This is a genomic window from Phycisphaerae bacterium, from assembly GCA_035384605.1.
Lineage (GTDB): Bacteria > Planctomycetota > Phycisphaerae > UBA1845 > PWPN01 > JAUCQB01.
The window spans coordinates 1-20,002 of sequence record DAOOIV010000100.1; the positions used below are offsets into that span (position 1 = coordinate 1).

The window sequence follows — 20,002 nt, forward strand, 5'->3', positions numbered from 1 at the left end:
CAACCTGAAATTCATGGCCGGCCTGCCGGACGCCTGCTGCGACCTCATCTACGCGGACCCGCCTTTCTTCACCGGCAAGACCAAGAAGCAAGCCGATGGCAAACATCGGTTCAACGACTCTTGGGAAGGCGACCTGGACAGCTTTCTCAATTTCCTCCGCCCGCGCCTGCAGCACATGCATCGTTTGCTCAGACCGACCGGCTCGCTGTATCTCCACCTCGATTGGCACGCCGTTCATTACGCCAAAGTGATGCTGGACGAGATCTTCGGCGGCGACCACTTCTGTAACGAGATTATCTGGTCGTACCGCACCGGCGGCCATGCCACGCGATGGTTCGCCCGCAAGCACGACACCATTCTCTTCTACGCCCGCCAGGCGGGCCGGCAGAAGTTCCACGTCCAGCGCGAGGGGCGATTCCGCACCGACGGCCTGAACTACGACGAGCAGGGCCGCCCGTACAAACAAACCAGAGCCGGCCGTCTCTACTTCAACTCCGAGGGCCCGGCCATGACCGACGTGTGGGAGATCCCCTTCCTCTCAACCGTGTCGCTGGAACGTACCGGTTACCCGACACAGAAACCCGAAGCCCTGCTCGAACGCGTCATCAAAGCAAGCAGCGACCCCGGTGACATCGTCGCGGATTTCTTTTGCGGCAGCGGCACCGCCCTGGCCGTCGCCCAGCGCCTCGGCCGCCGCTGGCTCGGCTGCGACATCAACCCCCACGCCGTCGACCTCGCCCGCCACCGCATGACCACCGATCAACCGCTACTGCCCTTTCCCGAAACAGAGGGGTAACGATCGCCGCTCTTGCACCATTCTGTCCAACCGCAACCCCGCGTCGAGACAAACCCCTGGGTGACCGGCTTCCCGGTCATCGGTGAATGCGTCCAACACACTCATCCGTTGCCGAACGCCGTGCCCGGGACCACACACCGGGATCACATGTTCCTCGCTCGGCAAAAAGAGCGATCTCCATGCCAACACCGTCTGGCCTCGCTGAACACCGCTCCGCCGGCGAGCCTCCCTGTCTTGACCATCCATCCTGAATCGGCAGCCCGGAGTGCGAATCCCGCCGGAAAAACGTACCCTCCACCCTATTGCTCGGGCTCCTTTCGACGAATGCCCCGGCAGCGGTCTTCTATGAGCTGCCTCTCCTCGTCGGTCAGTGGTAGTTCATCCGTCGAGACCGTAAAACCCAGCAAAGCCCCGCACTCCGGGCAACGAGGAAAGATCTGACCGCGCATGTCATAGCCACACTTGTAACACACCGGCACGACCGGCTCGCGTACGGCCTCAAGGATCTCCTCTTTCATCCGTTTCTTCACCACGGTGCGCAGCGCAACCGCAGCTATCACAACGACCAACACCGAAGCGAGAAGCATCCCGCCAATCCACCAGAGCAACGTCCAGACGGACATAACCCACAGTCTATCCCCCAGGATGGGCAACCTAAAGCAGGGGGCACCAAGATCGCGACTGAACACGAGCAAGACCCGGCGTTGCCGCACGTAACGCTGGGGGCATCCCGCCCGCAGGGACGATCTGTCGCGGTCGGCCCGCATGCAACCCGGCCGCCACGGCGGTATCATATCTTCGCTGGAATCGTCAGGGGTTTACGGGTGTCCGTCGAAACGTTATTGCCTCTTGAGCGTCAATAGTGGTGGCAGGTCCGCCGAAAACGGACGGAGTACATGGCGAGGCTTCTGGTCATCGGGCTCTGCGCGGTCGGCTGGCTGGTGCTGGCAGGGGGCATTGTTGCACCCCTGGCCGGGGTCTTTCTAGCAGCAGGGCAATCCGGGGCAATCTCGACCGAGCTGGTGGCGGTGCCTGCATGGCAGGTCCTCCTGCTCCGAAGCCTGGTAATGTCGTTGACAACCACGGTCGCGGCTGTTGCATTGGGTCTTCTGCCCGCGGCCGTACTCGGTTCGGCCTCGCCCCGGCGACTGCCAACGCTGGTTGGACTAGCATTGCTGCCGCTGCTGGTTCCTCCGCAGGTCTACGCCTATGCGTGGCAGCTGGTATCCGCCCCGGCCAGCCCATTGAGGAGGTTCATGCCGGACAACGTCTCGGACATGTGGTTCGGAGGAGCCATCCGGGCGGGCCTGATATCGGCCGGATGGTTATGGCCTCTGTCGGCGATGATCTTGGCTGCCGGGTGGCGCTCCGCAGGCCGTACGGCCTTCGCGCTGGCTCTGCTCGATGCAGGACCCACGCGGGCGTATCTGCGGGCAGTGGTTCCCAGCCTGCGACCCCACCTCATGGCGGCCGCCACGACGGTCTTTGCCGTCTCACTCCTGGAATACGCAATCCCGCACCTGACGAGGTGTCGGATTTACGCCACCGAACTGCTGGTCCTAGTGGACGCCGGTGCCCCGGCGGGCCAGATCATCCGAATGGCCGTGCAGGTCATCGCTATCCTGATGGTGCTGGTGGCCCTCGTCGTGTGGATCATTCGGCCGACCGCCCATTGGGGGCAAGTTGGAATGGACGATGAAACCGCGAATCTCGCCCGGCCCGGCAGGACAGGCATCCAGGCCAATACAGGGCGGCTGACATGGGCCGGAGCGGCATTGGTTTGGGTGACCACGCTGGGTGTCCCTGTGGGCATCATGTCGGCGCTGAAGCCGGGCAGTTCATCGTGGGCGGCGAGTTTCTCGATTCTCAGCCGGGAATGGCTTTCCTCACTGAGCATCGCGCTCGCGGCCGGCATGGCGGCGATTGCCATGGCATCGGGAACAGCCATGCTCGACGCGGCCGCCAGATCCCGATGGGCAAGAACGGGCGGTTGGACGACGTTTCTGGCCGCGGCAATCCCGCCCGCCGCGCTGGGAGTCGGCTTCATCCTGATCTACAACCGACCGGGGTTCGTAGGATACTTGTACACCGACACCCCCTGTGTCTGGATTCTGTCGCTGGTAAGCCGTTACGGCGCCTTGGCGGTGCTGATCGTCTGGCTGACCGTCGGAAGGCAAGGAAACGCCGTGGCGGATCAGGCCCGGGCCGACGGTGCCGGGGCGGCAGGCATACTGGCCCATGTGCTGCTGCCCATGGTCTGGCCGTCGCTTCTGGCGGCTGGCTTGATCGTTACGATGCTGGCGATGTTCGAGGTGGTGGTTACCCAGATGACCGGACCGGTGGGCTACCCTAGCATCGCGGTCACGCTCCTTGGACAGATGCACTACGGCAGGGATAATGTGGTCATCACCACCAGCCAGACCGTGGTGGTCGCTGGGTTCGTCCTGACCCAGATATGCGGCCGGCTGCTGATGGCGGCCCGGGAAAGGTAGCCCCGTGAAGCTCTTGACGGACATCGCGACTCACGACGGGGCCAATCACCCCAACAACCATCTTTCCACCCGGCTCGCGACACGAACCAAGCTGTCCACACTTCTGCTGGCAATCGCAATCGCGGGCGGAATGGTCGGGTGCCAGAAGCGCGGTATTTCCGGCCGCACACCCGAAAGAATCATCGGTAGCCACGGATTCGGACCGGGCCAGTTCCATCGCCCGCGGGCTATCGCCACCGCTCCGGACGGATGCGTGTTCGTGGTCGACATGACCGCCCGAATTCAGCGATTCAGCCCGGACGGCGAATTCGAAGTCGTCTGGCGAACCCCCGAAAGCGAAAACGGCAAGCCCACGGGCATCACCATTGACGCCCAGGGACGCGTCCTGGTGGCCGACTCGCACTATCACCGCATCATCATTTATGATCGCGACGGCCGCGAGCTGGCCCGGTTCGGCCAGGGAGGAACCGGCCCGGGTCAGTTCGATCTCGTTGCCAAGGCCGTTGTGGATCCCCAAGGCATGGTCTACGTCAGTGAATATGGCCTGACAAGCCGCATCAGCCGCTTCTCGCCGGACTTCAAGTTTCTCGGATCTTTCGGCGGTCCCGACAGCGGCCCCGCCTCGCTGTCCCGCCCTCAGTCAATGGCTTTCGACAACGACGGCACCCTCTGGGTCGCCGACGCGTGCAACCATCGGATCTGCCGGTTCAGCCGCGACGGCAAGTTGCTCTTCACCTTCGGCGGCCCCGGCTACGAGCCCGGCCGGTTGCAGTATCCTTACGGACTGGCCGTCTGCGACGACGGCACCCTGCTGGTCGTTGAGTTCGGGAACAACCGCTTGCAGCGGTTCGATCGCGCCGGCAAGAGCCTGGAGGTTTGGGGCAAACCGGGCACACAACCGGGACAAATGCTTGACGCGTGGAGCGTGGCCGTGGGCAAGCAAGGCCGCGTGTACGTTGTGGACTGCCGTAACCACCGCGTCCAGATGTTCAGGATGTAGCTGATGGCCTTGGCGTTCAACTGGCCTTTGTCTTTCGAGCAACCCGCGTGGCTGTGGCTGCTGCTGGTTATACCGGCCATCGCCGTCATCTCGCGGCGATCTCTGGCCGGTCTCGAACCGCATCGACGCATCCTCACGGTGGTCTTCCGGTCGGCTGTCATCGTCATGCTGGCCCTGGCCCTTGCCCGCGTCCAGTTCGTACGCCGCAACGAGCACGTCGCGGTGATGTTTGTGATCGATAAGTCCCACAGCATCCCCGACGATCGCCGCACGGCCGCGGAGCAGTACGTTCGCAAAGTGATCAACAGAACCTCCCGTGACGACCGCGTCGGCGTGATCACCTTCGATGGAAAAGCCGACGTGGACCTCATCCCCAGCCGCGGCGGCGACGACCAACTGGGCAACAACATCGGCTTTGGCATGACCGTCCAGCCCGATGCGTCCAACATCGCCGGCGGCGTGCGGCTGGCTCTCGCCGCCCTGCCGGAAGGCTTCAAGCGGCGAATCGTGCTCATCACCGACGGCAATCAGAACGTCGGCAACATCGAGGAAGAGATCGGGGCGGCAACGGCCAGCGGCGTGGCAATCGACGTCATTCCGCTCACGTATTCGCACGACAGCGAGATCCTCCTCGACCGAATCGTCGTGCCCAGCCAAGCCGCCAAGGATACACGCCTGCCAATCCGCGTCATCGCCAAGAGCAAGAAACCCACAAGAGCCAGGCTCACGCTCTATCACAACGGCCAAACCGTGCCCCTTCCCGAAGCGGAATTCGATATCGCCGGCGGCATGCAACCGACAGTCATCACCACATCGGTGGAGATCTTCTCGGGCGGATTCCACATCTTCGACGCCCGGTTGACGGCGCTCGACCAGAGCGCCGACAAGATCATGGAGAACAACCGGGCCACGGCCTTCAGCTTCGTCAACGAGCAAGGAGGAGTCCTGCTGCTCGCCAGGAATGACGAGAAAGCCGACCATGACCTGCTGTTGGCCGCCCTCAAGCGGGAGAAGGTCGACGTGACGCTCGAAACCGTCGAGGACCTCAGCATCGACCTGAACACCCTCCAACAGTACGGCGTCGTGATTCTGTCCAACCTGTCGGCCGATACGTTCAACGAGGAACAGCACAAGGCCCTCGCCAGCTACGTGAGAGACTCCGGCGGCGGCCTCATCATGATCGGCGGAGAGCAGTCGTTCGGGGCCGGCGGCTGGATCGGCAAGCCCGTCGAGGAGGTCAGCCCGGTCAACTTCGACATCCGGCAGAAGAAAGTCATCCCGCGCGGGGCTCTCGCGATCATCATGCACAGTTGCGAGAGCCCCCAGGGCAACGACTACGGCGAAAAGGCCGCCATCGCCACCGTCGAAACGCTCAGTTCGCAAGACTACTTGGGGGTCATCACCTACAACTGGAGCGTCGGCGGGGCCAACTGGGACGTGCCGATGTCCCTCCTCTCGGACAAGTCCGCGGTCATCAGGAAAATGAAGAACCTTCAGATCGGCGACATGCCCGACTTCGGCACCGCCATGCAGATGGCAATCAACGGACTGCTGCAGGCCAAAAGCAAGGGCGCTTCTCAGCTTCATATGATCATCATCAGCGACGGCGATCCGCAAGCCCCGAGCAATGCCGTCATCGATCAGATGAACAAGAACAAAATCACTGCCTCGACCATCGGTATCGGCTACGGTGGAGCACATTGCGTCGAGACCACGCTCATCGACATCGCCCGGCGCACCTCCGGCGATCCCCGCAAGTTCTTCCGCTGCACCAACCCCCGAACGTTGCCCCAGATCTTCATCAAGGAGGCGAAGGTCATCCGCCGGACGCTGCTGTCCGAAGAGCGCTTCACGCCTGCCGTCGCCCAATACGACATGCAGACCGTCCAGGGTATTGCCGAAGGACCCATACCGCAGTTGGGCGGGCTGGTCCTGACCGAGCCCAAGGCGGACATCATCATGCCCCTGGTCCGCAAGAGTGCCGACGGAACCAACGACCCTCTCCTGGCCTATCGGCGATTCGAAATGGGTAAGATGGCCGTGTTCACCAGCGGCCTGTGGAAGAAATGGGGAGCCGGATGGGCACAATGGGAGAAATTCGGCCGCTTCTGGGCACAACTCATCAACTGGTCCATGCGCCAGTCGTCCGGGATGGATTTCGACGTAACCACCCGGCTGGAAGGCAATACGGGCAGAATCGTCGTCGAGGCGCTCAAGAAAGACGCATCTTATCTGAATTTCCTGCAGATCGGCGGCCGTCTGGTGCTGCCCAACATGGAAACCGAAGACCTGCACCTTGTGCAGACCGGACCCGGCCAGTATGAGGCCACCTTCGACGTAGTCGACACGGGCAACTACCTCATCAACCTCAAGTACACCGACCCGGACAAGACTACCGGCCTGATCTTGAGCGGACTCAGCGTGCCCTACTCGCAGGAGTTCCGCGTGCTGCAAACCAACACGCCGCTGCTCGAACGAATCGTGACCCGGTCGGGCGGTCGAAAGCTGGCAATGGACCCGGTCAACGACAAGGTCTTCGACCCGAGGGGCCTCCCGCCCGCCGAAATGCGGCAGCCTGTCTGGCGATGGGTCATCTCCTGGCTGCTCATCCCCCTGTTCCTGCTCGACGTGGCCGTGCGACGGCTGGCATCGACGCTGGCCATGTCCATCTATGTGGAACTCGCGGTGTTGGCGGTGCTGATCGGCATCCTCTACACGGCCGGCGCGGGCTTCTGGGGATACCTCGGCGCCCTGGTGTTCGCCGAACTGGTCGGCTGGACCATGCGCCGGCGATACATCATTCCGACGATCGGTTTCTTCACCTCGTCGGTGACCTCCCTGGCACGCGCCGGCCAACGAAGCGCCCAGTCGCTTTCCCACCTCAAGGGGGTTCGCGACAAGGTCCGCGGGGATCTGACCGCCAAGCCGGACGCGGATACGCGGCCGGGCACGGTCACCATCCCCCTCGAACCGGCCGCCGACCCGAAGAAGCGATTCGAGGTGGATGAAGAGACTGCAGCCAAACCGGCGGGAGACCTGACCGAGTCGCTCGGCGGGGCCGTGGCAGCGGAAATCGATGAGCCAAAGAAGCCGTCACAAAGACCGGGCCGCAAGCCCACCGGACAGGAAGACGTGACCGGCCGCCTGCTGAAGGCCAAGCAGCGCGCGCGGGACCAGATTGAGGACGAAAAGAAAGAGTCGTGACTTCCGGATCGACGCGACAAGACGGTTGACCCGAGGCTCACCGGCATTCCAGACGGAGGTACATGCGATGGCCGAGACAATTGACCCACGAGTTGAAAAGGCAACGCGCGAGTTCTGCCACAAGTTCCAGCGGCTGCGCGAAGAGATCGGCAAGATCATCGTCGGCCAGCAGGAAATCGTCGACGGCGTGCTGGTCTGCCTGTTCACCGGCGGGCATGCCCTCCTCGAGGGCGTGCCCGGTCTGGGCAAAACTTATCTGATCCGCACGCTGGCCCAGGCCCTGAGTTTGAACTTCAGCCGCATCCAGTTCACGCCCGACCTGATGCCCGCCGACATCATCGGCACCACGATCATTACCGATGACCCCGTGACGGGAAAGCGGGACTTCCGCTTTCAAAGGGGACCGCTCTTCGCCCAGATCGTTCTCGCGGACGAAATCAACCGGGCCACGCCCAAAACACAGTCAGCCCTGCTGGAGGCCATGCAGGAACATACCGTCACCGTCGGCGGCGAGAAACACGCCCTCCAAGAGCCCTTCTTTGTGATGGCCACGCAGAACCCCATCGAACAGGAAGGTACTTATCCCTTGCCCGAGGCCCAGCTCGACCGCTTCTTCTTCAAATTGATCGTCAACTACTCCTCTCGCGAAGAACTCAAGACCATCCTCGACCGAACGACCACCGGTTACGACGCCAAGATCGAGCCGGTGATGACCGCGGAGGAGATCATCGGCGCCCAGCGACTGGTGCGCCGCGTGGTCATCGCGCCGCACGTGCAGGATTACGCCGTACGAATGACTCTGGCAACCCATCCTGACGGCGAATTCGCCACCGAGATGACCAACAAATACGTGCGATGGGGTTCGAGCCCGCGCGGAGCACAGGCCGTCACCCTGGCGGCTAAGGTACAGGCCTTGCTGGAGGGCCGTTTCAACGTGTCATTCGAAGACGTGAGGAAAGTGGCCCTTCCGACATTGCGCCATCGCGTGCTCCTGAATTTCGAGGGAGAGGCCGAAAACATCAGCACCGATGACGTGATCAGGGACATTCTCAAACAAACGCCGACGCTGACGGAACAGGCGGCGTAGCAGGACCGATGCCCTCGACGGCCTTTGAGGGTTCGGAGTTCAGTGAAGAATGAAGGCGGAACGATGAATGATGCTTCGATCAGGTGTTACTGCCCCCGGCTGACCGCTGAAAGCTGAGAGCTTCTTATGGCCCTTGCGACGAAAAACAACCAGTTGCTCGACCCCGACTTCATGAACCAGCTTGATCGGCTGGACATCGTGTCGCGCAAGATCTTCGCCGGCAAAATGAAGGGAGAGCGACGCTCGAAACGCAAGGGCCAATCGGTCGAGTTCGCCGATTACCGCAGCTACGTCATCGGCGATGACCTGCGCTTTCTCGACTGGAACATCTTCGCCCGGCTTGAGCGGCTGTTCATCAAGCTCTTCTTCGAGGAAGAAGACCTCCACGTCAACGTGCTGATCGACTGCAGCCGCTCGATGGATTTCGGCGAGCCGGACAAGGCCCTCTACGCCCGGCGGGTGGCCGCTGCCATCGCCTACATCGGTCTGGTTAACTACAACCGCGTGACGCTTACGGCCTTCTCCGACCGCTACGGGCCGGAAATGGCCGGCATCCGCGGACGCCGGCTGATCCACCAGGTGCTCGGCTTCCTCGGCGGCCTCAACGCTGAGGGTGCAGGCAACATGACCGGGGCGTGCAAACAGTTCGCCATTCGGCACCCGCAACGAGGCGTCTGCATCGTGCTCAGCGATTTCATGGACAAGACCGGCTATGAGGCGGGTCTCCGATACCTCATCGGACGCAAGTACGACCTCTACGTCATCCAACTCCTCTCCCCCGAGGAAATCGACCCCACACTCACCGGCGACCTCAAGCTCCTCGACGTCGAAGACAACGACACCGCCGAGATCACCGTCAGCCGGGCCTTGCTGAATCGCTACAAGCAGACCCTGAGGGCATATTGCGGTGGGCTCCGAGATTTCTGCACGAAACGCGGTGCAGTGTATCTGTTCACCAGCACCGCCGTGCCGTTCGACCAGCTCGTGCTCACCTATCTGCGGCAAAGGGGGTTGTTGAAATGAACTTCCTCGCGCCCTGGCATGTTCCGGTCCTGGCCGCCGCCCTGGCCCTGCCGCCGCTGGTCCTGCTCTATTTCCTCAAGCTCAAGCGTCGCCAGATCCCCATCGCCTCGACATTGCTCTGGAAACGGGCGGTCCATGATCTGCAAGTCAACTCCCCGTTCCAGAGGCTGCGTAACAACCTGCTGCTCATCTTGCAACTGCTCATCCTGATCGCGGCGATTGCGGCCATCAGCGAGCCGGTGCGGCCCGGCAAGCGCGGAATCGACAAGGCCATGGTCCTTCTGATCGACCAGTCCGCCTCAATGGGCGCGAAAGAGGCCGACGGCCGAACCCGCCTCCAGATCGCCAAGGAAGAGGCTCACAAGATCGTCAACGAACTGGGCTCCTCGCAGCGCGCCATGATCATTGCCTTCTGCGACCGGGCCCGAGTCATGTCGGCATTCACCAACGACAAGCCCCAGCTCCGCGCGGCGATCGACGCTATCGAACAGACCGACGGCCCCAGCCTGCTGCGCGAGGCGATGGAACTGGCGGAAGCCCACTCCACCCCCATCGGCGAGGTGAGGGAGGTCGGTTCCTCGCAATACATCCTGTTGACCGACGGGCGGCTGCCCGACTCTGAAAGCGTGCGCGTCGAACGCGGCACCATGGAAATCGCCCGCATCGGCGAGGCGACCGAGAACGTGGGCATCGTCAGCCTCGATGTTCGCCGCAACTACGATCGCCCCGAACAGATCAGCGCCCTCATCAACGTCAGGAACTTCGGCACCAGGCCCGCCAAACGCGACATCTCCTTGCTGGTCGACGGCCAGATCAAGAACGTACAGGACCTGCCGGAACTCGCCCCCTATGGGCGACCTGACGCGATCCACGCCGCAAAGTACACCAAGGATCCCGCCGACAACAGCCAGGCAACCGCCGCGTTCGAGATGATGCTCGACACCGCCGCCACGATCGAAGTCCGGCTCTCCGGCGAAGACGCGCTGGCCATCGACGACCGGGCCTTCGCCGTGGTCACTCCGCCGCGATCGATCAAGGCCCTGCTCGTCAGCCCTGGTAACCGTTTCCTGAGAATCGCCATCGGAGCCGTGCTCGACAGCTTCGACATCTGGCAGCCCGAAGAGTATGAGAAGGCGAGCGACGACAAACTGATCGAGGACGGACGCTGCGTGTACAACGTCGTGGTGTTCGACGGCCATTCCACCAACCGGTTGCCGCCGGGTAACTACCTGTTCTTCGCCGCCGCTCCGCTGATTCCCGATGTGACGCTCGGCGACGTCGTACCCGCCCCGGTCTTGCTCGATTGGGACGACACGCACCCTGTCCTCCGGCACGTCAACGTCGCCACCATGTCGTTGTTCTCCTGCCACAAGCCGGAACTGCCCTCCGATGCTCAAACACTCATCGAGGCTACCAGCGGCCCCGTCCTGTCTCTGCTGACCCGCGAGCGCCGCCAGTATCTGATCTGCTCGTTCAGCCTTTTCGATGAAGACCGCACGCACGTGAATACCGACTGGCCCTATCAGGAAGGGCTGGTAATGTTCATGTTCAATGCCCTGCGGTTTCTCTCGGGAAGTTCGACCATCGGACAGCAGCCGTCGGTCAGCCCCGGGCAGGCGTTCACCGTCAGCGTCAAGCCCGGGACCCGGGAAATCACCGTCCGTCGCCCGGACGGCACCACCGACAAGGCCGCCGCCTCCGCCTCGGGTCTGGCCACCTATGGAAGGACAAACCGCGTCGGTCTCTATCATCTCGAAACGGGAATTCCCGGCGAGGATGCGCGGGCCGTTAATCTCCTCGACGCTTCGGAAAGCCTCATCGCCTCAAACAAGGCCCTCCGAGTCGCCTCGGGCGAGACCGTGGCCGTCCGAGGAAGCGACTACGTGAATCGCCCGCTATGGCCCTGGATCCTCGGAGGCTTGGGCGCTATCCTTCTGGTGGAATGGATCGTCTACAACAAGCGGGTCTTCGTCTGAGAACCCAACTGAACGGCCTGCCTGCGCGATGATCCGTCGCGGCACAGCAACCGGCGTGCAGGCCGCTGCATCAAGACGGTTCGGTCGCAACCGCGACACCGCCGGCCACACGAACCAGCGACTTGCCTGCCTTCTTGGCCTCATACAGAGCCTGATCGGCCATCTCCAGAAGCTCCTCGGCCGAAGCAGGCATGTGCGCTACCAGCGACGCCACCCCCGCGCTCATCGAAGGCTTGGGTTGCACAGCCAGCACTCCGGCCTGCTGGGCAAACAAACGAATCGTCCGCTCCGCTACCGCCGCCGCGTTTGAAAGAGTGACCGACGGCAGCACAAGCAGGAATTCGTCGCCGCCGTACCGAACCGCCATATCGTGCTCGCGAAGACACTGTCTGAGCAGCTCGCCCACAAAAACGAGCAACTCGTCGCCGGCCTTGTGCCCCAGCGTATCGTTTACCTCTTTGAAATGATCGACGTCTATCAGAATAACCGACAAATCATGGCCGGCCCGTTTCTGAGTATCGAAGATCTCGACAAACCTATCCATCAGCAACTGCCGGTTGCCGAGATTGGTCAACGGATCAGTGGTTATCTTCTTCTCCGCTTGCCGCAGCTCACGGCTGATGCGTTGTCTCTCCGCCGCAAGACGAGTGTCCGCTACCCGCTCGATCTGCAAGGCCCGCGATTGCCACCCTTTCAGTTCCTGTCGCTCCCGGACGATCGCCCTTGCGATGACACCCATCTCATCTCCACGGTCGGTCAGCGTCGCGGGCATCTCCTCTTCACCCGAAGACTCCCTCGCCTTCACCTGACTGACCAACTCGGCCAACGGCTGCAGCACCCTGGAACGCATCCACGAGAAACCGGCCGCGAGCCCGATCAATGAGACAATGACCAGCCCGAGGAAGAATCTCGCAATTCTTCCGGTTGCCAAACCATCCTGCCCCGAAAGCCGGGCCGCATAAACGAGGAAACCAAGCTGCCCGGCGCCGTCGGGCTGCACAATCGGTACTCCCACCAGGGTCAGAGGCGGTACCTTGTGCTCCGGGTCACCGGCAAGACTCCAGGCACCAGGTTCCAATGACTGTGGACCTTTAAACCCCAGTTCCACAAAACGCCTGATCAACGCTTTGTTGCCGCGGGCTGCGAGAGCATGATCATGCCGGTCAAGGACGGCCAACAGGCAAGCGCTGGGATGCAGCGGCGTCTTGTCCACAAAAGCCTCGAGCTCCGCCCCGCGACCGCTTCTCATGACCGCGGCCGCCTGCGTGGCGTAGGTCTCAGCCATTGCCACGGCTCGCACCTTCTCAGCTTCCTGTTCGTCGACTCCGAGCTGGAAATGCTGCAAAAGCCCGGCACCAACAAGTACTACCATCACCGCCAGGCTCACGCCGAACCATAAGCTCTGTCTTACGCACGAGTTGCGCTCTGCTGCCATCGAAACGTCCCTGCACCGCCACCCACCTGGCCGCTGCACGCAAACGGATGCAGTTCATATCGGTTAATCAACCCAGCATGTAAAGCAGGTCCTCGCTGAATATCGGACGTCGTTCAACTCGGAAGGAAACTGATTGGCCGGCCCTGCTCGCCCATGCCGCAAATGAACATCCTGACGGCTATCCAGAACACGGAACTGAAAGCCGTGCCGACAATCATGCCCATGAAAACCGGACTCAGCCGGCGGTACACCGGGACGCCCCCCAGCCGCATGACCAGCGTCTTGCACAGCCAGCCCAGCATGATCGAAAGCCAGAATACGCGCATCGGGTAGCTGTGGGCCAGCAGGAATCCGACCGGATGAAGCGGCCAACCCAGGAAGCGGTATCGCAGGAAACAGAGAGCCAGCACTACCCCGCCCCCGCACGCCACCTGACGAAGATGACGGGTCAGATCGGCCCGAACTCGCTCCGGCGGCTGCTGCAAAAGACTGTCAAAATCGGCCGAGCTGTTGTAGAGGATCTCCGGCGCGAATCGACCGGCGTACTCGTCGGTTTGCAGGGCGCCACGACGATACACAATGCTCAACTGGGCGTAGCCGGCCAGCACCAGTGCCAGAACCAACGCACCGATCCACAGCAGGAAGAGCCGGTTGCGATGAAGGTGCTTGACCCCGTCCGCCACACGGGCTGAATTAAAAGCAAAAGGAGCCAAAGACTCACGGGCATCGATTGTGGGGGCGACAGTCGTGAAGTGTATCAACGTGTGCGTCGCCGGAGTCAGCGACGACCCGAAGCACGACTCGGCGATCCGCGTCGGCCAGCACCCATATTGCACAAAGAGCAGCCCTGACTCGGCCACCACGCGGCCGACAACCAACGCCAGCATGAAAACGACCGCCGCCACCAGAATCGCCAGGCTTAACGGCAAACCCGCCAGCCTGAGCCACGCGCACGCAACCACAAAACAAACCACAAAGCCTATGGCAGCCGCTCGCTCCGACAACTCGACACCGTCAGACCCATTCCCCGGACCGCTCCAAATGGACCGTACGATACGGGCCACATGCCGGCGGGCACCGTAGAGAATGACGACCGTGTAGGCGATATACGCGCCGATCTGATGATCGTTGAATTGCTCGTGAATGGGATACTGATAGGTCTTGCCCAACATCTCGATCACCGCGAGGATGATCACCGACACCCACAGGCTGAACGACATTTCGGTCGAAAGGAAAAACGAGACCCCGACCATCATGAAGAACGCGTCCTTGGCCTTGATCCACGGCGGAAGATAACGCCAGGGCGGGGCGTCAAAGGCCGGGTTCAGATCGTACTTGAACACCACCTCGGGAAACGCCGGGAAACACGCATGCAGGCCGTAAAGCATCTGGAAGAACACCACGACGGCCAGCGACCACCAGAACAGCTTGCTTCTGAACAGATCATTGACCAGGCGACCCGACGCCGGCGGCCGGAGCATCTCCAGGGTGATCGCGGCCAGCGGAAATGACAGCTTCTCCGCCTCCGCCCACTGCCGCCTGAAAAAAGCAACCATGAAGAAGCAGCCGACAAAAAACGCCAGCACGAACGGCGACCACAGCAGGGACGTCCTCAGCCATGGCCCCCAGGGCACCTCCGCTCCGCCGGCGAAGAAGCTTCGGATGATTTCGCAGTTCTCCGGATCGGCCGACGGCACCAGCCACGACGGCAGCGATCGCACCAGCGGCTCCCACCGCGGATGAGACCCCAGGTAATAGAACGGAGCCACGAGCTGGTGAGCCCAGAATCGGTGAAAACCGCTCCAGATGACCGCACACGCCGAGAGCACCATCGTCACAATCACAACCAACTCGGACGGCGACAACGGGCGAACAATGGCGAAGACGCGACGCGCGGGCCCGACGTGCGATGGTGAGAAACGCGACGACAGCAGGCTCAGAATCGGGTTGACGACCAACACCAGGACGACGATGAAGAAGACCACCGCGACCGGAAACTGGTTGCCGATCAAGGGGGTGTTCTTGAACGTGTTTTGATTGTACGGTTCCAGCAGGCTGAGCGCCGCCACGCCGGTAAAGCCGATCAATACCGATCGCCAGGTCGGGCCGCGCACCCCGACAGGCAAGGCGCTGTCGATCCGCTGGATCCCACCCACGAACTTGTCGGCGATGTCTCTCATCGCTGCCTGCCTGTCAATACGGCAACGGGAACACAGATTTCGAAACCAGCACGAAGCCCAAAGCCAGCATGCCGATCAGGCCCATGCCGCAACCAAATCCGGCCATCAAGACCGGCGCGTATTGCCGCCACTGCAACCCGAACCGCCGCCGGAAGAAGTAATGCCCGATCATCGCTCCGACGAAGTGCGGGATCACAAAGTGCGGCAGCATGCCGCCACCCATTCCTCGAATCAGGCCATAGGCGAGCATCACGGGCAGGCCGAACCGGGCCATGAACGCGTACGCCGCCACCGAAATGCCCGTGCCCGCCAGGACATAGGTCGGCTGAAACGCCCGGGCAAACAACCCGCCGCCCTCGGTCGTGGCCGAGTAGGTAAGACACATGTTGTAGGCCTGGAGCTCCCACATCTTCTGTGTGAACGGGTAGACCGGCGAGGGAATCGGGGCCAGGCGCCAGATGAACTGGCTGAACAGCACCCCGGCAACCAGCACAATCGGCAAAATGACCAGCTCCGCTTTCAGCACGCTCCTGATTCGCGTCCCGGTCAGCTCCACCTGCCGGAAATAGACTACGTTGCCGCTGTCATTCGTCAGCGGAATCGGCGCAAACCAGACGTCGATCTTCTGGTAACCCGAAAGAATAAACGCCGCCTCGCGAACCAGAGGGATATCCACGTACTGCCCGACCACCCCTTCCATCCTCGCGGAGACATATGACACAATGGGCGTGTACAGGAAACCGTAAGCCAGCAGGATCCATAGCGGAAAATCCGGGATCAGCCAGAAACGGCACAGGCTGATGTAGGTCAATGTCGAGCCAACCCAAATGGCCACGGCCACCCAGAGGCTGATGTCGCCGCGACCCTCAGGGGGGCGAAACAGGCGACGCCAGTCGGGGCGGGAGGAGTCGCCATCTCGATGGCGCATGGACCTGAAGAGATGATAGAAGCCGATCAGGGCAATCGCGAAGGTGACGCCGATCCCGAAACTGAAATAGAAGTCCAGCGAGTTGGAAAACTGCGTGCCGATCGTGCCGCTGCCGGGCGACCAGGTGAGCACGCCGGCCCGGTGCAGAATCGGGTTGGCGATCATCGTCAGCAACATGCCGATGAACTCGCCCACCACCGCCCACAGGGGCAAAACCATGCCCAGAATGTAATGCCCGAGATCAAACGAGATACCCGTCGGCACGGCCGGCAGTACGGTCTCCGTCCGCCACGTCAGGTCCGTCCAGGGAATCTCCAACGGCTGGATCGGCTCGAGCAGCAAGGTGCCGCTGACTGCGGGAATACCCACGTAGACAAAGCCGAACGCCAGACCGATCACCGAGCCGATCGAAAACACTCGCCAACGCCACGAGCGTTGCCCCGTCGACGTCTCAGCCAGAGCCACGATACCGGCCGCACCCACCGGGGCCATCGGAAACGGCAGCTTCTCCACATCAGACGTGATCCGAAAAAGGATGTAACCCAAACCGAATCGCTCGATCCGCGTGAAGAGCTGCTGGAGCGCCACGAGCGTGATGGCCGGGGCCCAGCCCCAGTGGAAGAACGTCCGCTGCTTGAGAACGTCCTCGGTCGGGGCAAACCAGGTAGGAAACTGACGCGTCAGCCCGGTGGCCTCGGCTGCGTCAGACTGCACCAGGAACTGGTTCCAGAGCAAGCCCGTGTACGGCAGCGTGATCGCCGCTCCGGCCATGTAGTAAAGGACAAATACCTCCGGGCTCTTCATCGTCGAGAACGCCCGGCGGGCAATCTCCATGAAGAGAATCACCGTGACCCACTGAGCCGCCGGCCCGAGCCCCGCCCCGGCAATCAGGCCCATGTACATGCTGCCCGGCATCATGACCGTGCCGATGAACAGGGCCGCGAAAACACTCTTGAGATTGAAGCCGCTCTCCCAGGAATCGGGAGGGGGCATGATGCCTCGAAACTCGGCTAGTTCGCGATCTTCTCTCATGAGCTGCCGAGAGTGTAAGCGCGGCAGCTTTGCGGGCAAAGCGGTTGAGGACCAGGTGAGCGCCAGCGGCCTCCTTGTCAGCAGCACGCCGCCAGTGTCTCAAACACCTACGGCCTTGTTGCCCACGCCACCGTGTAGCATACCGCTCCGGCGAGGAACACCCAGGTGAAGCCGACGGCCACCGCCAGGGCCACGCCTCCGATCGAGCCGATCACCGAGGCAACGCCGTTGATTCCCCAGAGCACCGATGCCGGCGAGCCGGCCGGGTCCTGCGACTGCTTGCGCAGCCCCAGCGGGAAGGGCATACCCATCAAGAACCCATAGGGAATAACCATCAGAACTGTGATCATGATCCGCAGCGGCAGGCTCAGGGGCAGAGCTTTGTCAACCAGTACGGGCAAAACGAACGCAGCCAGAATCACCAGCAGAACAACCAGAGGGATAATCTTTCCCAACGCCGACCGAATACCCTGTGGCGCGAACCGCCGGGCAAAGAAGCTTCCACACCCACCCGCCAGCAACAAGGTGAACAGGATCACCACCAGGGTGTAAATCGGATGCCCAAGCAGCAGAATGAGCCGCTGTATCAGTGCCACCTCGACGACAATGAAACCGACGCCCAAGGCGCCGAAGTATGCTACCGTCCTCGGCCCCGGCGCCCGCAGGCCCGCGTAGCGCGTGGCGATCAGCAGCAGCAATGTGAAACCTACCACACCCGCCATCGGCACCTGCAGCAGTCGCTTCACGAAATCGGGAATACCCCTGGGTTTATCCCACGCGAAGTAGAACGGATGATCGTCGGTGACGGGCGTGGCGAGTATTGGAAAGGCATCCGTGTATTGGGCAAAGCTGATGTTGCCCGAGAACAGATCGGAATAAGGCGGGTCGCATTGGCGGAAGGGCGCGTGCCACAGATGGGCATCGTCGTGACCGGCCAGGAGGGCGTCCACCTGCTGCTCGGTCAGCGGTGAACGGCTCATCATGAAGACCGTCTCGACGGCCGACTCCTCACCCACACCGGGCTTGCGCATGCTCACCGCCACGATGTGACGGGAGATTTCCTCCATGTTCATGCCACGATTGCTCATGAACGACACGGTATTGGCCACAAGTCGCGGCACGTCGACGGGCCAGCGAATGATCACCAACGCGCCGTTGTCGCTCAGGCGGTCGTAGTAGGCCTCCAATGCCTCGCGGGTGTAGAGGTAGTTCTCGGTCAGTGCCAATCCGCCGCCGGCCACCGACGCCCACGAGTCAACCCAGCCGAGCACGATCATGTCGAACTTGCGGCCACAGCGCTGGATGTAGTTCCGCCCCTCGTCCATGACCAGTTCGACCTTCGGATGGTCGTAGAGATTGCCCGCTTGGGCACCCAGGCCGCGCACGCACTCGACGATCAGGTCATTCATCTCCACCGCTGTGACGTGCGAGGCCCCGGCCGCAATCGAGAGGACAACATCGGTACCGCCGCCCGGCCCGATCACCAGCACCTCCGGGTTCTTCATCATCCGGAAAGGAAATGCCCGAAACCAGTTGCGCGCATCCGGCGGGGTGTTCGGCGTGCCGTCCCAGTGCATGACGCTGGTCTCGGCGCTGCTGTCGATGAAGATTCGGCGAACATAATCCTCGCTGAAACCCTCGACCGACGTGATCCGCGAGAAAGCGTTCCACTTGTCAAAATCGATCCTCGCCTGACCCGGATGCTTGGCCAGGAGCTTGTACAGCTCCTTCTCCGGCGCATCCCGAACGGTCATCGTGCCCGTTCGGACATTCCACACCGTCAACCCGATGCAGGCCGCCAGCACGGCCACCGAGGCGGGCAGCCACTTGGCCTTCGAAGGTGCAGGCAACGACAGGCTCAGCAAGACGGCCGCCAGTGAAGGAAGCACGGCGATCACCAGAATGGCCGACTCGGCCCCCAGCCGGCCGATGGCCAGGGGTACCAGCAGTGTCCCCAGCGACGCGCCGATCAGGTCGGCGAAATACAGGCGGTTGGAGTCCTTGCCCCAGCTCTCGAACATCAAGCTGAGCACCGCTCCGCCGGCCAGGAACGGCATCAGGCTCAACAGGAAGTACGTGTTGAGCCGGTCCGGGCTGAACGGCAGTTGCAGCACCCCCGCCAGAAACAGCGGTAGCGTCACCGCCAACAGCAGCGACAGTCCCACCAAGATCGAACGAACGTGCTGTTCGAACCGCGAAAGCCGCAGGAGAAAAATGAACAGCCCGCCCAAGCCCCACCCGAACAGGGCCACCGAGATGGCCACAAAGGTGAAGTGATACCAGATCGTGGCGGAGAAGAATCGCGTCAGCGTGATCTCGAACATCAGCCCGCAGGCCGAGAGGAGAAACACGGCGGCCAGCAGGGCAGTCCCGGCCCGCGCCGTCGGAGCAGTCGTCTCTTTGGTCATAGTCGAACCCAACAAAGCCATGCCGGCGCGGCGGCCGGAGTGTCAGAGGGGGAAATTGTATCGAAGTGCCGCGCACACGCAACGCGCTGACAGGCGGGAAGCCGTCATGGGCCCGCCGTCATGAATTGAACGCTTCTCACTGTGCAGGGCGCAGCTCCCGCCAAGGGCCGTGCCGACAAGCAAAGTGCCTTGAGATTAGCCCAACAACCACAGCACCGCCACGGCCCGAGTCATTGTCCCTGAAGGACAATTTCCAGCGGGTGGCCAGTCGTGGCGGGGAAGGTCACGTGAGTTGGGTTCGTAAAGTGTGGGACCGTCAGGGTCAGGTGGTACGTTCCGGGTTGGGCTGAGATGGTCAGCGACGGCGTGGCCAGGATCGTCTGGCTGGCGGGGAGCGGTCCTCTTGTCGCGCCGCCGATGCCGGCCGTGGTTGTGAACCGG

At 62.2% G+C, this 20,002-nt stretch carries 13 protein-coding genes; 7 read left to right on the forward strand and 6 right to left on the reverse strand.

Features of this window, described 5'->3' with window-relative positions:
- Nucleotides 1–796 (forward strand): site-specific DNA-methyltransferase (locus PLL20_17390; protein ID HPD31769.1); only part of this gene is annotated, 796 nt, incomplete at its 5' end.
- Between the two features lie 299 nt (nt 797–1,095).
- Here PLL20_17390 and PLL20_17395 read toward each other — a convergent pair.
- Nucleotides 1,096–1,383: a hypothetical protein gene (locus PLL20_17395; protein HPD31770.1), complete on the reverse strand. Its 288-nt coding sequence runs from the start codon at nt 1,381–1,383 to the stop codon at nt 1,096–1,098.
- Between the two features lie 309 nt (nt 1,384–1,692).
- On the opposite strand from PLL20_17395, the gene PLL20_17400 reads away from it, so the two are divergent.
- The 6 genes from PLL20_17400 to PLL20_17425 all read left to right on the forward strand — a co-directional run bounded on the left by PLL20_17400 (nt 1,693) and on the right by PLL20_17425 (nt 11,578).
- Nucleotides 1,693–3,288 carry a hypothetical protein gene (locus tag PLL20_17400; protein HPD31771.1) on the forward strand — a complete coding sequence of 532 codons (1,596 nt, stop codon included), beginning with the start codon at nt 1,693–1,695 and terminating at the stop codon, nt 3,286–3,288.
- Between the two features lie 4 nt (nt 3,289–3,292).
- On the forward strand, nt 3,293–4,288 hold the full coding sequence (locus tag PLL20_17405) for a hypothetical protein (GenBank protein ID HPD31772.1): 996 nt from the start codon (nt 3,293–3,295) through the stop codon (nt 4,286–4,288).
- Between the two features lie 3 nt (nt 4,289–4,291).
- Nucleotides 4,292–7,492, forward strand: coding sequence for a VWA domain-containing protein (locus PLL20_17410; GenBank protein ID HPD31773.1), 3,201 nt, complete (start codon nt 4,292–4,294; stop codon nt 7,490–7,492).
- Nucleotides 7,493–7,559: 67 nt separating this feature from the next.
- Nucleotides 7,560–8,579, forward strand: a complete 1,020-nt coding sequence (locus tag PLL20_17415) for a MoxR family ATPase (protein HPD31774.1) — start codon at nt 7,560–7,562, stop codon at nt 8,577–8,579.
- Between the two features lie 126 nt (nt 8,580–8,705).
- Nucleotides 8,706–9,602: a DUF58 domain-containing protein gene (locus tag PLL20_17420; GenBank protein ID HPD31775.1), complete on the forward strand. Its 897-nt coding sequence runs from the start codon at nt 8,706–8,708 to the stop codon at nt 9,600–9,602.
- A complete protein-coding gene (locus tag PLL20_17425) occupies nt 9,599–11,578 on the forward strand; it encodes a VWA domain-containing protein (GenBank protein ID HPD31776.1) in 1,980 nt (659 codons plus the stop codon). Before PLL20_17420 ends, PLL20_17425 begins: the two co-directional genes overlap by 4 nt.
- Nucleotides 11,579–11,648: 70 nt before the next feature.
- Here PLL20_17425 and PLL20_17430 read toward each other — a convergent pair whose 3' ends face one another.
- The 5 genes from PLL20_17430 to PLL20_17450 all read right to left on the reverse strand — a co-directional run.
- Entirely contained in the window at nt 11,649–13,013 is a 1,365-nt protein-coding gene (locus tag PLL20_17430) for a GGDEF domain-containing protein (protein ID HPD31777.1), read from the reverse strand.
- 113 nt (nt 13,014–13,126) lie between these two features.
- Nucleotides 13,127–15,193, reverse strand: a complete 2,067-nt coding sequence (locus PLL20_17435) for a hypothetical protein (GenBank protein ID HPD31778.1) — start codon at nt 15,191–15,193, stop codon at nt 13,127–13,129.
- Between the two features lie 13 nt (nt 15,194–15,206).
- Nucleotides 15,207–17,153, reverse strand: coding sequence for an OPT/YSL family transporter (locus PLL20_17440; GenBank protein HPD31779.1), 1,947 nt, complete (start codon nt 17,151–17,153; stop codon nt 15,207–15,209).
- A 107-nt stretch (nt 17,154–17,260) separates the two neighbouring features.
- A complete protein-coding gene (locus PLL20_17445; protein ID HPD31780.1) occupies nt 17,261–19,561 on the reverse strand; it encodes a hypothetical protein in 2,301 nt (766 codons plus the stop codon).
- Between the two features lie 230 nt (nt 19,562–19,791).
- Nucleotides 19,792–20,002, reverse strand: a 211-nt coding sequence (locus PLL20_17450) for a hypothetical protein (GenBank protein ID HPD31781.1), incomplete at its 5' end; no start/stop codon positions are given.